Annotated in this window: 10 protein-coding genes; 5 read left to right on the top strand and 5 right to left on the bottom strand. The window is 69.8% G+C overall.

Annotated elements, in window-relative coordinates; genetic code table 11:
• Positions 1–75: 75 nt before the first annotated feature.
• Positions 76–678, bottom strand: coding sequence for a TetR-like C-terminal domain-containing protein (locus ACIOHP_RS38170; RefSeq protein WP_401894643.1), 603 nt, complete (start codon positions 676–678; stop codon positions 76–78).
• A gap of 218 nt (positions 679–896) precedes the next feature.
• On the opposite strand from ACIOHP_RS38170, the gene ACIOHP_RS38175 reads away from it, so the two are divergent.
• The 4 genes from ACIOHP_RS38175 to ACIOHP_RS38190 all read left to right on the top strand — a co-directional run bounded on the left by ACIOHP_RS38175 (position 897) and on the right by ACIOHP_RS38190 (position 5,951).
• Entirely contained in the window at positions 897–2,138 is a 1,242-nt protein-coding gene (locus tag ACIOHP_RS38175; RefSeq protein WP_401894645.1) for a cytochrome P450, read from the top strand.
• A 36-nt stretch (positions 2,139–2,174) separates the two neighbouring features.
• Positions 2,175–2,918 (top strand): nuclear transport factor 2 family protein, encoded by a 744-nt coding sequence (locus ACIOHP_RS38180; protein WP_401894648.1) that lies wholly within the window; start codon positions 2,175–2,177, stop codon positions 2,916–2,918.
• A gap of 14 nt (positions 2,919–2,932) precedes the next feature.
• Positions 2,933–3,895 carry a bifunctional transcriptional activator/DNA repair enzyme AdaA gene (locus tag ACIOHP_RS38185; RefSeq protein WP_401894650.1) on the top strand — a complete coding sequence of 321 codons (963 nt, stop codon included), beginning with the start codon at positions 2,933–2,935 and terminating at the stop codon, positions 3,893–3,895.
• Positions 3,896–4,268: 373 nt separating this feature from the next.
• Entirely contained in the window at positions 4,269–5,951 is a 1,683-nt protein-coding gene (locus ACIOHP_RS38190) for an FAD-binding oxidoreductase (RefSeq protein ID WP_401894652.1), read from the top strand.
• A gap of 66 nt (positions 5,952–6,017) precedes the next feature.
• Here the strand turns inward: ACIOHP_RS38190 and ACIOHP_RS38195 are convergent, their stop codons facing one another.
• Positions 6,018–7,982, bottom strand: coding sequence for an FAD/NAD(P)-binding protein (locus ACIOHP_RS38195; protein WP_401894654.1), 1,965 nt, complete (start codon positions 7,980–7,982; stop codon positions 6,018–6,020).
• 414 nt (positions 7,983–8,396) lie between these two features.
• Between ACIOHP_RS38195 and ACIOHP_RS38200 the strand changes: the two genes are divergently transcribed.
• The gene (locus ACIOHP_RS38200; protein WP_361494910.1) at positions 8,397–8,687 is read left to right on the top strand and encodes an acyl carrier protein; all 291 of its coding nucleotides are present in this window, start codon (positions 8,397–8,399) and stop codon (positions 8,685–8,687) included.
• Between the two features lie 83 nt (positions 8,688–8,770).
• Here ACIOHP_RS38200 and fdxA read toward each other — a convergent pair whose 3' ends face one another.
• The 3 genes from fdxA to ACIOHP_RS38215 form a co-directional block, all read right to left on the bottom strand.
• Entirely contained in the window at positions 8,771–9,091 is a 321-nt protein-coding gene (gene fdxA, locus ACIOHP_RS38205) for a ferredoxin (RefSeq protein WP_361554572.1), read from the bottom strand.
• 74 nt (positions 9,092–9,165) lie between these two features.
• Positions 9,166–10,191 (bottom strand): 2-oxoacid:ferredoxin oxidoreductase subunit beta, encoded by a 1,026-nt coding sequence (locus tag ACIOHP_RS38210; protein WP_401894657.1) that lies wholly within the window; start codon positions 10,189–10,191, stop codon positions 9,166–9,168.
• A complete protein-coding gene (locus tag ACIOHP_RS38215; RefSeq protein WP_401894658.1) occupies positions 10,181–12,049 on the bottom strand; it encodes a 2-oxoacid:acceptor oxidoreductase subunit alpha in 1,869 nt (622 codons plus the stop codon). The genes ACIOHP_RS38210 and ACIOHP_RS38215 overlap by 11 nt, the downstream gene beginning before the upstream one ends.
• Positions 12,050–12,172: the final 123 nt, after the last annotated feature.

Consider the following 12,172-nt stretch of genomic DNA (forward strand, 5'->3'; position numbering starts at 1 on the left):
GACATCCGGGCCGAGGACGGCAGCGGCGGGCCGGCCCGTATCGAACGGGCCGGCCCGCCGCTGCCGTGTCCGGGCTCAGGCTCGCGAGGCGGGCACGCCCAGGCCGGCCAGTGCGTGGTCGGCGACGGAGGCGGCCAGCTCGGCGGTGAGCGGGCCGGTGCCCAGCAGCAGCCGGAACCACAGGGAGCCGAAGACCAGGTCGACGGCCGTGTCCAGATCGATGTCGGTACGCAACTGCCCCTGCTCCTGGGCCAGTTCGAATCGGGCCCGGGCCACCGTCCGGTTGGGTGTGTACACCTTCTTCAGGAAGGTCGCCGCGAGACGTTCGTCCGAGTGGATCTCGGCGATGACGGCCCGCAGGTGCGGACCGATGCCGGGATCGGCGAACAGCCGCGCGGTGGCGGCCAGTTGCTGCTCCAGGTCGGCCCGGATGTCACCGGTGCGGGGGAACCTCATGTGCGGGGCGACGGCGTGCAGCAGCGCCTCCATCACGAGCAGGTTCTTGGCGGGCCACCCGGCCCGCACCGCCTCCTCCTCGACGCCCGCGCGGCGGGCGACGTCACCCACGTCGAACGCCTCGTAGGCACGCTCGCGGCACAGTCCCAGCACCGCGTCGAAGATCCGCTCACGCGTCGTCACATCGCCTGCCACCAGGGCGGACTGCTCCACGCTTGTCATGTGCAAAAGCGTATGGCGCTGCCCGTCACGGCCCGAGCCGAGCGCTCTGACAACAACTGGCCATGCAGGAAATGACGGCTCCCACGCCCCCTGTCCGCTGTGGTTCCGTGAGGCCCACTGGCCGAAAGAGACAGCGAGCCGGCGCGGATCAGCGCGGGCGGAGCCGGATGTCCCGAGCGTTCTGCGACAGGGGACAAACAACTCCAAGCGGAGGACATGTGAGCGGCACGACGACGACGCGGGCTGGTGCCGGGGGCATGCTCGGTTTCGACCCCACCGACCCCGGTTTCCAGCAGGACCCCTACCAGCACTACCGGCGGCTGCGGGAAAGCACTCCCGTCTTCCGCAGCCCGGCGGGCTTCTGGGTGCTCACCCGGCACCGCGAGTGCGACCTCGTCATGAGGGACGAGCGGTTCGGCTATCCGTCGCCCGCGGCGACGGCCCCGGACACGCCCGACGGGACGGCACTGCCCGGCGGATTCGCCGACCAGCGCCACATGCTCATCTTCATGAACCCGCCGGACCACACCCGGATGCGCCGCGTCCTGCGCGACACCTTCGGACCGCGCGTCATGCGCAGCGCCAACGGCTACATCGAGCAACGGACCGGGCAACTCCTCGACGAGGCCCTGGACAACGGCCCCGAGTTCGACCTGATCACCGCCCTCGCGCACCGGCTGCCGTTCGGAGTCATCTGCCACCTGCTCGGGGTGCCGGAGCCCGACCACCTGATGATCGAGAAGTGGGCGCAGGACTACCTGGCCGGCGTGAGCCCCTCGTTCACCGTCTCCCAGGCCAACCACCAGGCCAGGGACGAGGCACTGACCGGGCTCAACGACTACTTCCTGGCACTGGCGGCAGAGCGGCGCCGGACACCGGGAGAGGACGTGCTGAGCCGCCTCGCGGCCGCGGCCGACCAGGGAGAGATCAGCGAACAGGAGCTCCTGGGCACCTGCATCCTGCTGTTCATCGCCGGACACGGCACGACCACCAACCTCATCGGCAACGGCGCCCTCGCCCTGCTGCGACACCCCGACCAGCTCGCCCGGTTCCGCGCCGAACCGGAACTTGCGGCCAGCGCCGTCGAGGAACTCCTGCGCTACGACTCGCCTTCCCACCTGTCCATCCGGGTGGCGTCCCAGGACGTCGACCTCGGCGAGGGCAACGTGGTCGGCGCGGGCGAACAGGTCATCGCCGTCCGGGGCGCCGCCAACCGCGACCCCGACGCCTTCCCGGACCCGGACACCCTCGACCTCGGCCGCACCGACAACCGCCACCTCAGCTTCGCCTCGGGCATCCACGTCTGCTTCGGCGCGCCCCTGGCCCGCACCCAGGGCAAGGTCGCCCTCGGCACGCTCTTCCGCCGGGCCCCCGGGCTGACGCTGGCCGCCGACCGGTTCGCGTACAAGCCCAGCCTGCTCTCCCGCGCACTGGAAGCACTCCCGGTCACCACCGGCTGAGTTCCGCGGCAACCACCCTCAACCTTGGAGATTCGGATGAGTACCAAGAACCTCATCGTGGAAGGCGTGCTGGAGCTGACCGGCGGCGCCGACACCGACGGCGCCCTCGAGAAGTACTACGCGCCCGACTTCATCCAGCACAGCCCCCTGTGCTCGGACGGGCCGGCGGGCCTGCGCCAGCTGACCGAGCGGGCCAAGGGCGCCGGCGCCCAGTACGAGCTGCTGCGCTCGATCGCCGAGGACGACCTGGTGCTGCTGCACGCCCGGGTCACCGGCCTCGCCGAGGTGCCGCTCATCCTGTTCAACCTGTACCGCGCAGGCGACGACAAGATCCAGGAGCACTGGGAGGCGCTGGGCCCGGAGATCGGCCCGACCGCGTCCGGGCACGACATGGGCGACGGCCCCGCCGAGGTCACCGACCGCGACCGCACCGCCGCCAACAAGGAACTGGTCCGCCGCCTGATCGACGAGGTCTACGTCGGCGGCGACCTGGCCGCGCTCGACGGATACGTCAAGGACGGCGAGCTGATCCGGCACGCCCCCGGAGTCGCCGACGGTGTCGCCGGCCTGCGCGAGACGCTCGCCGGCGCGGACTACCTCAAGGTCCACCGGGTCCTGGCCGAGGGCAACTTCGTCTTCACCCACTCCGAAGGCACCCTGAACGGCACACCGCACGCGTTCGGCGACCTGTTCCGCGTCGCGGACGGGAAGATCGTCGAGTACTGGGACATCAGGACCGAGATCCCCGAGCAACTGCCGCACAGCAACGGCATGTTCTGAGCGGGGGAGAGAAGATGAGGGCGGCGCCGGCACCGACACGGCCGCCGGCGGCCGCCGACGGTGACCTCTGCGCGTACGAGAGCGACGAACAGCGCTGGCGAGCGGTCCGGGAACGCGACGACGCCGCCGACGGACGGTTCTACTACGCGGTGACGACGACCGGGATCTACAACCGGCCCTCGTGCGCGGCACGGCTGGCCCGGCGGGAGAACGTGGAGTTCCACGCGTCGCTCGAGGAACTCCACACACGGGGCTACCGGCCCTGCCGCCGCTGCCAGCCGGGCGAGCCCGAGCCGAACCGGCTGCAAGCCGCCATCGTGGCCCGCAGCTGCCTGCTGATGAACACGGCGGTGGCGCCACCCAACCTGGACGACCTGGCGCAGAGCGCCGGCTACAGCCGGTTCCACTTCCACCGCATGTTCAAGTCACTGACCGGCCTGACCCCGCACGCCTACTGGACGGCGGTCCGGGCACAGCGGGTGCGCGAGGAGCTGATCCGCGCGCGGACCGTGTCCGACGCGATCTACCAGTCGGGCTTCACCACCACGGGCCAGTTCTACGCCGTCTCCTCGTCGATACTGGGCATGACCCCGCAGGAGTACCGCGCGGGCGGGGCGGGCCTGGAGATCCACTCGGCCATGGGCGCCACCGACGCGGAACCCGTACTGGTGGCCATGACGGGGACAGGGGTCTGCGCGGTTCTGGAAGGCCCCGAGCACGCGGCCCGCGCGCGGCTGGCGGAACTCTTCCCCTATGCGGTGCGCCGCGCCGACGACCGGGGCTTCGAGGCACGGCTCGCCCACGCACTGGCGCGCCCCGCGGCCGAGTATCCCGTCGACGCGCTTCTTCCGCGGGATGTCCGCCGAGTCTGCCGGCATGAACGGATCCGCCGACTGCTCCGGATCCATCTGGACCCGGCATCCGCCTCCGGTCCCGCCCCGGCCCCCGGCAAGGAGACGGCGCTGCATGTGAGTTGAGCGCCCGCACCACCGCACCCAGCCCGCCCGTGACGTCTCCCGGGCGGGCTTCTTCATGCGCCGTGGCGTGATCTTTCCTACGAGGCAACCGCCCGCACCCGCGGCGGACGAAGCCGGACCACGCCACGCGACGCCCAGCGTCACCCGCCGTCCACGCGGCCGCGTTCGGCGTGAATCCGCAGGCCGCACACACCGTCGGGCCCGCTCCGCACGACTGCCCGCGAGCCGTCCCGCCGTGTTTGCAGGCCGTCCCGAGGATGCTCCGGGCGGGCCGGAAGACCGCCGAGTACGAGCGCAATTTTCTGAGTGCCGGTGGCGTGAACCGATCTATAGCGTGGCCGTATTGACTCATCAGGACAAAGGGGTTGGCTCGATGGCTCGCCACGCTGAAGGTATCCACAGGCGGAACTTCCTCACCGGGGGCGCGGCTGCCGGAGGAGCCGCCCTCCTGACCGGAACGGCCCTCGCCACACCGTCCGCGGCGGCTGACCAAGCCGTACCGGCGGCGGGGCCGATCACCACGGTGGCCCCCGGTGACAAGCGGTACAAGGACCTGGTGCAGGGCTGGAACCAGAGATGGTCCTCCGCACCCGAGAGGATCTGCCTCGCCGAGACGACCGCCCAGGTCCGCTCGGTCGTCCAGGCGGCCGCGACCGCCGGCAAGCGACTGACGGTGCGCAGCGGCGGCCACTGCTTCGAGGACTGGGTGTTCAACCCCGACGTACAGGTCATCCTCGACATGACCAGGATGGACCGGGTCTACTTCGACCCCGACAAGAACGCCGTCTGCGTCGAAGCCGGCGCGCAGGTGCTGAACGTGTACGAGCGCATGTACCGCACCTGGGGCGTCACCATCCCCGCCGGCACCTGCTTCCAGGTCGGCGTCGGCGGCCATGTCAGCGGCGGCGGCTGGGGCCTGCTCTGCCGCCAGATGGGGCTGGTCGTCGACCACCTGTACGGCGTCGAGGTGGTCTGCGTCGGCGCCGACGGCACGGCGACGGTCAAGGTCGCGACCCGCGAGCCGAACGACCCCAACCGTGACCTGTGGTGGGCCCACACCGGCGGCGGAGGCGGCAACTTCGGCGTCGTCACCCGCTTCTGGTTCCGCACTCCCGGAGCGACCGGCACCAACCCCGCGAAACTGCTTCCGCAGCCGCCGGCCGAGGTGTTCCTGCACGCCACCGCCTGGCCCTGGGCCGACATGACCAAGGACCGCTTCGCACGGCTGGTCAAGAACTTCGGCGACTGGCACACCAAGAACCTCAAGTCCGGCACCGTCAACGACAACCTGACCAGCGTGCTGTGGCTGAACCACAAGTCGGCCGGCTACATCGGCCTGGTCACCCAGGTCGACGCGACCGTCCCGGACGCGCAGAAGATACTCGACGACTACCTCGGCGCCATCACCGAAGGCCTGGACGTGGCCCAGGAGCCGATGACCACCCCCATGGGCGAGGTGGCCGCGATGCCCGAACTCGCCGCCCCGCGCCGGATGCCCTGGCTCCAGGCCGCCCGCTACATCGGCACCACCAACCCGACGCTGAACGACCCCACCTTCAGGTCCGACTTCAAGTCCGCCTACTACCGCAAGACCATGCCGACGGCCCACATCGACGAGTTCTACCGGCACCTGACACGGGACGACCTGGTCAACTCCACCGCCGCCGTGCAGGTGAGCTCCTTCGGCGGCCAGGTCAACGCGGTCGCCCCGGACGCCACCGCCGCCCCGCACCGCGAGGCCGCGTTCAAGGCGGCCTGGGGACTGTGGTGGAACGACCCCGCGGCCGAGGACATCTCACTGCGCTGGATCCGCGAGTTCTACCACGGCGTCTTCGCCGCCACGGGCGGTGTCCCCGTCATCAACGACGTGACCGACGGCGCCTACGTCAACTACCCGGACATCGACCTGAGCGACCCGAAGTACAACACCTCCGGCGTGCCCTGGCACGACCTGTACTACAAGTCCGGCTACGCCCGCCTCCAGAAGGTCAAGCAGGCGTACGACCCGCGCGACTTCTTCCGCCACAGCCAGTCGGTGAAGCTGCCGACCACCTGACAGCGCCCGGTCGACCCGCCGCGCCCTCACCGTCCACCACGGTGAGGGCGCGGCACGGGTATGCCGTCACGCCGCCTCGCTCCCGGCCGTCGCACCCGGCAGGGTGTACGCCGCTGCGGACGCCAGCGACAGCACGGCACGGGCGATCGCGTCGGAGTCGCCCAGAGTCACCGAGTTCACCCCGGGCCGGATACCGGCGGCCGTCACCCAGTGCACGGACTCGGTGGGCACGCCGTACGCGAACCGCCGCGGATGCGCCCGGCCCGAGGCGTCCACCAGACGGTAGGGCCGCTCGGTGACCGCGAGACCACCCGTCTCGTACGTCCGCGTGCCGGGACCGTGGATGCGATAGCGGCTGCACTGGCCGGTCGTCCGCAGATGGAGCAGCAGCGGGTCGGCGGTGCGCCGCAGGTCGATGTCTGGCAGCCGGGCCTCGATCAGCACCCCGGCCCGCACCTCGGAACCGGGCACCTTCGGCGAGGACGCCACGAACTCCCCTGCCTCCTCGTCCAGTTCCATCCGCACGTCGGGGCCCACGATGGTGAGGACACCGGCCTCGATCAGCGCGATCATCTCCCGGATGCGGGAGGCGGGCGGCCCGATCGACAGGAACGCGTTGAGCGGGGTGTACCAGCGGTCGAGGTGGTCGCGGTGCGAGTCCGCGGTCAGGCCGTTGTGGTCGATCAGGAGGCGTATCTCGTTGCGCAGATCCCGCAGCGCGTCCAGCGCCGACTTCAACGGCCCGGACACATTGCCCTCCAGAGCGTCCGCCACGTCCTGGCCCAGCCGCGTCAGCAGCCACTCCTGCCAGGCGGCCGGGCTGTCGAAGCGTGCCCCCTCGTCGGGGCGGGTGACGCGCTCCCAGTCCCACCGGTCGGCGGCGGCCACCCCGTACGCGTCCAGCACCTCGCCCTCCGCGGCGCTTTCCCACGGCGCGTCCAGCAGCTCCTTGCGGAAGGCGTCCACGACCTGTGGCTCCTCGGTGCGGGCCAGCAGCGCCGTGTAGTAGACCGTCTCCGCCTCCTTGGCGATCAACGGCCAGATGTCGGCCCGGAAGTCCAGGCCGCCGCGGCGCGCGGCCCGCGCCCGCAACTCGGCGACCTTCGCCTCGTCCAGCAGCAGCGGGTGGTGCCGGCCGTGGGCACCCTTCTCGTTCTCGCCGCGCGCGTGGTACGGCACCCCGCGCCGGGAACCGGCGTGCAAGGCGGGCTCACGGCCCGAGGGCCGATAGACCAGCCGCCCGTCCACCTCCTCGTACACACCGCCGCGCCCCTGGGTGAACAGCGCCATGTAGTCGAAGAAGTTGAGCCCCAGCCCGCGCAGCAGCACCGGCTCACCCGCTCCGACGAACTCCAGGTCGATGTCGGCCGGATTGACCGGCCGCACATGCCTCAGCCCCAGGGCCTGCGCCTTCTTGTGCAGCCGGGCCAGCGTGTCGGGGTCCTCCGCCTCCACATGCCCCAGGGACAGCACCACCGCGTCCAGGCCGGTCAGTTCGCGGCCGTTCTCCAGCCGCACGGTCTGCGTCGCGTCCGGCTCGTCCGCCGCGTCGTCCAGGGCGACGGCACGCGTGTGGTGGACGACGATGTCGACGTGGAACGGGGCGAGCGCGACCACCCGGTTGAACACCCACTCCAGATAGTGGCCGTAGAACGCGCGGGTCGGATACGTGTCGGGGCCCATCCCGCGCGCCTCCGCGTGAAAACCGTCGTCCAGACCGGACTCCCCTGGTTCCAGCGAGGCCATGAGCTGCGCCCACTCGTACAGGCTCGGCCCGGTCTCCAGCGGGCCCTCCATCTCCACCGACTCGTCGGTGAAGAGAGTCACCTGGGAGGCGACGGTGTTCATCAGCAGATGCCGGGACTGGCTGCCGCGCCATACACGGCCCGAGCCCGGCCGCTCGGACTCGACCACGTGCACGGTGAGTCCGGTGTCCGGGGCGAGGGCGGCGTTGGCGCAGACGCGTGCCAGCACCGACAGGCCGCGGGGCCCGGTGCCGATGATGCACATGGTCAGTCGCTGGTTCCCCATCTGTTGCTCCTGCTCGGCGTAAAAAGGCGTGGAAAGGCATGGATAGGCACGGCAAGGCGTTGACTCACGGGAGAGACGAAGGAGCCGCAACGGCCTGTCATGGCACGGCTCCGGTACGAGGGAAGCAAATCCTCTTTGCCGAATTCGGGTCAACGAATGGCTGCCCGAGGCCCCGCGCCGGTGCCGCCAACCGAAAAAACGTGCCAGTGTTCTGCCGCCCCACGAATGCCGCGGCGTGCTATTGCGCGGTCCTGGGCACACGCTCCACCGCGCTTTGCCATACGACTGTCATGCCGCCCGGCTCCGGCAGCGACGGGGCGAGCTTCAAGCCCGGCTTTAGCCCCCTTGCGGACACTGGCCGGACCCCGCACTTTCAGGGCCCACACCCTGGCCGCCATCGCCGAGGAGCACTCCATGACGACCCGTACCTCCGGGCAGGCCGCACTCGCCGCAGGGCTGCACGGCTGGCTCACCGCTCGTCTCGCGCTCTACCTCGACCGTCCCGAGGAGTCCCTGGACGACCGCACCCCGCTCGTCGCCTACGGCATGGACTCCGTGACGGCACTGAGCCTGTGCGGCGACCTGGAGGACGAGCACGGCCTGATCGTCGACCCGAACCTGGTCTGGGACCATCCCACGATCGCCGCCATCGTCGACCATCTGACACCACGCCTGACGACTCAGGGCATGGACTGGAACCTGTAGCCACGACGCCCTGGCCACCCACAGACCGAAGCAGCGCGCGCCCGCCGGCACACCGGCGGACGCGCGCTGTTCGTCACCACGGCTCAGGCGCTGAGGACGGGCGCCCCCTGGACCACCGGGTGGTCGCTGCCCAACGGGCCCGTCGCACTCGCCCCGCCCGGCGAGCCGACCGTCTCGAACACCTCGGCGTTGGCCGGGCCGAACGCACTCCACTGCTCCGGCAGATCGTCCTCGTAGAAGATCGCCTCGACCGGGCAGACCGGCTCGCACGCCCCGCAGTCCACGCATTCGTCCGGGTGGATGTAGAGCATGCGCGGTCCCTCGTAGATGCAGTCCACGGGGCATTCGTCGATGCAGGCCTTGTCCTTCACCTCGACGCAGGGCTGAGCGATGACGTACGTCATGAGGGGACTCCTCGGAAAGGAATTAGGAAAGGAAAAGGGAACGGGGGCGGGTGAGAGGCGGGGAGGGGCGGGGATTACCCGGCGACGGTCCAGGTGTCGCCGCCGGCCAGCAGGGCGGCCAGGTCGCCCTTGCCGTTCTGTTCGATCGCCGCGTCCAGCTGATCGGTCATCTGGACGTCGTAGACGGGACGTTCGACGTCGCGGAAGACACCGATCGGAGTGTGGTGGAGGGTGTCCGGGTCGGCGAGGCGGGAGAGGGCGAAGGCGGTGACGGGGGAGGGGGAGTGGGCGTCGTGGACGAGGATGTCCGCCGCGTTCTCCGGGGTCACGTCGACCACCTCGAGGCCACCGGTGGTCCGGTCGCGGACCACGCCGCGAGAGCCGTCGGTGCCGAAGCGGATGGGCTGCCCGTGCTCCAACCGGATCACCGCTTCTTCGGCTTGCTGCCGGTCTTTGAGGACTTCGAAGGCGCCGTCGTTGAAGATGTTGCAGTTCTGGTAGATCTCGACGAGGGCTGTGCCGGGGTGGGCGGCGGCCTGGCGGAGGACCTCGGTGAGGTGCTTGCGGTCGGAGTCGACCGTGCGTGCCACGAAGGATGCTTCCGCGCCGATGGCCAGCGACACCGGGTTGAAGGGGGCGTCGAGGGAGCCCATCGGCGTCGACTTCGTGATCTTGCCGACCTCGGAGGTGGGGGAGTACTGGCCCTTGGTGAGGCCGTAGATCCGGTTGTTGAACAGGAGGATCTTCAGGTTCACGTTGCGGCGCAGGGCGTGGATGAGGTGGTTGCCGCCGATGGACAGGGCGTCGCCGTCGCCGGTGACCACCCATACGCTCAAGTCCCGCCTGGACGTGGCGAGTCCGGTTGCGATCGCGGGTGCGCGGCCGTGGATGGAGTGCATGCCGTAGGTGTCCATGTAGTACGGGAAGCGGGAGGAGCAGCCGATGCCGGAGACGAAGACGATGTTCTCTTTGGCCAGGCCCAGTTCCGGCATGAAGCCCTGGACCGCGGCGAGGATCGCGTAGTCACCGCAGCCGGGGCACCAGCGCACTTCCTGATCGGACTTGAAGTCCTTGGGCAGGAGGCGGAGTTCAGTGGTCATGGATCGTCGCCTCCAGTGCGTGGGCAAGCTGTTCTTCCTTGAACGGCATGCCGTTGACCTGAGTGAAGGGCCGTACGTCGACCAGGTAGCGGGCACGCAGCAGTGTCGACAGCTGGCCCAGGTTCATCTCGGGGACGACGACATGCTCGTACCGGCTGAGCACGGTGCCGAGATTCCGCGGGAACGGGTTGAGGTGGCGTAGATGGGCCTGTGCGATGGACTCGCCGGCGGTCCGCAGTCGCCGTACCGCCGCCGTGATGGGTCCGTAGGTGGAGCCCCAGCCCAGGACGAGGGTGTGGGCCTCGTGCGGGTCGTCGACTTCGAGGTCGGGTACGTCGATGCCGTCGATTTTGGCTTGGCGGGTGCGGACCATGAAGTCGTGGTTGGCGGGGTCGTAGGAGATGTTGCCGGTGCCGTCCTGTTTCTCGATGCCGCCGATGCGGTGCTCCAGGCCGGGTGTGCCGGGGATGGCCCAGGGGCGGGCCAGGGTCTGCGGGTCCCGCTTGTACGGCCAGAAGACCTCGCTGCCGTCCTCCAGGGTGTGGTTCGGCCCCTGGGCGAACTGGACGGTCAGGTCGGGGAGTTCGTCGATCTCCGGGATCCGCCAGGGCTCGGAGCCGTTGGCCAGATAGCCGTCCGACAGGAGCATCACCGGCGTGCGGTACGTCAGTGCGATGCGGGCCGCTTCCAGGGCGGCGTCGAAGCAGTCCGCGGGCGTCTTCGGCGCGATCACCGGGACGGGGGCTTCGCCGTTGCGGCCGAACATCGCCTGGAGCAGGTCCGCCTGCTCGGTCTTGGTCGGCAGGCCGGTGGAGGGTCCGCCGCGCTGGATGTCGATGACCAGCAGCGGCAGTTCCAGCGAGACGGCCAGGCCGATGGTCTCCGACTTCAGGGCGACGCCGGGACCGGATGTGGTGGTTACGGCGAGGCTGCCGCCGAAGGCGGCGCCCAGGGCGGCGCCGATGCCGGCGATCTCGTCCTCGGCCTGGAAGGTGCGGACGCCGAAGTTCTTGTGGCGGCTCAGCTCGTGCAGGATGTCGGAGGCCGGGGTGATCGGATACGAGCCCAGGAAGAGGGGCAGGTCCGCCTGGCGGGACGCGGTGACCAGTCCGTAGGACAGGGCCAGGTTTCCCGAGATGTTGCGGTAGGTGCCGGTGGGGAACGCGGTGGCGGCGGGCGCGACCTCGTAGGAGACCGCGAAGTCCTCGGTGGTCTCGCCGAAGTTCCAGCCGGCGTGGAACGCGGCCAGGTTCGCCTTCATGATCTCGGGTTTCTTGGCGAACTTGGTCTTCAGGAAGCGTTCGGTGCCCGCGGTGGGGCGGTGGTACATCCAGGACAGCAGGCCGAGCGCGAACATGTTCTTGCTGCGTTCGGCTTCTTTGCGGCTGAGGTCGAATTCCTTGAGGGCCTCGACGGTCAGCGTGGTCAGGGGGACGGGGTGGAGGCTGTAGCCGTCCAGGGAGCCGTCGTCCAGGGGTGAGGCCGCGTAGCCGACCTTCTGCATGGCGCGTTTGGTGAACTCGTCGGTGTTGACGATGATCTCCGCGCCGCGCGGCAGGTCGGCGATGTTGGCTTTGAGGGCGGCCGGGTTCATCGCGACCAGCACGTTGGGTGCGTCGCCCGGGGTGAGGATGTCGTGGTCGGCGAAGTGCAGCTGGAAGCTGGACACACCCGGCAGGGTTCCGGCGGGTGCCCGGATCTCGGCGGGGAAGTTCGGCAGTGTGGAGAGGTCGTTGCCGAAGGTCGCTGTCTCGGAGGTGAAACGGTCACCGGTGAGCTGCATACCGTCACCCGAATCGCCCGCGAAGCGGATCACGACACGGTCGAGACGCGTAACTGGCTTGGCCTGAAGGCTCACTGTGGTCGGTCCCTCGCTTCATTCCGGACTCTCACGCGGCCGCCCATTCGACCGCCCCGGGCTTGTGAAGGGCTAAATCCGCCAGAGCCCGCCTTGTCGCCCGGTGACCGTGAAATGGCTGGA

The organism is Streptomyces sp. NPDC087859 (genome assembly GCF_044742595.1).
Classification (GTDB): domain Bacteria; phylum Actinomycetota; class Actinomycetes; order Streptomycetales; family Streptomycetaceae; genus Streptomyces; species Streptomyces canus_F.

Excerpts from the sequence above, each read along its gene's own strand:
- ACIOHP_RS38170 (WP_401894643.1), bottom strand. The coding sequence starts at position 678 with ATGACAAGCGTGGAGCAGTCCGCCCTGGTGGCAGGCGATGTGACGACG.
- ACIOHP_RS38180 (WP_401894648.1), top strand. The coding sequence starts at position 2,175 with ATGAGTACCAAGAACCTCATCGTGGAAGGCGTGCTGGAGCTGACCGGC.
- ACIOHP_RS38185 (WP_401894650.1), top strand. The coding sequence starts at position 2,933 with ATGAGGGCGGCGCCGGCACCGACACGGCCGCCGGCGGCCGCCGACGGT.
- ACIOHP_RS38190 (WP_401894652.1), top strand. The coding sequence starts at position 4,269 with ATGGCTCGCCACGCTGAAGGTATCCACAGGCGGAACTTCCTCACCGGG.
- ACIOHP_RS38195 (WP_401894654.1), bottom strand. The coding sequence starts at position 7,982 with ATGGGGAACCAGCGACTGACCATGTGCATCATCGGCACCGGGCCCCGC.
- ACIOHP_RS38200 (WP_361494910.1), top strand. The coding sequence starts at position 8,397 with ATGACGACCCGTACCTCCGGGCAGGCCGCACTCGCCGCAGGGCTGCAC.
- fdxA (WP_361554572.1), bottom strand. The coding sequence starts at position 9,091 with ATGACGTACGTCATCGCTCAGCCCTGCGTCGAGGTGAAGGACAAGGCC.
- ACIOHP_RS38210 (WP_401894657.1), bottom strand. The coding sequence starts at position 10,191 with ATGACCACTGAACTCCGCCTCCTGCCCAAGGACTTCAAGTCCGATCAG.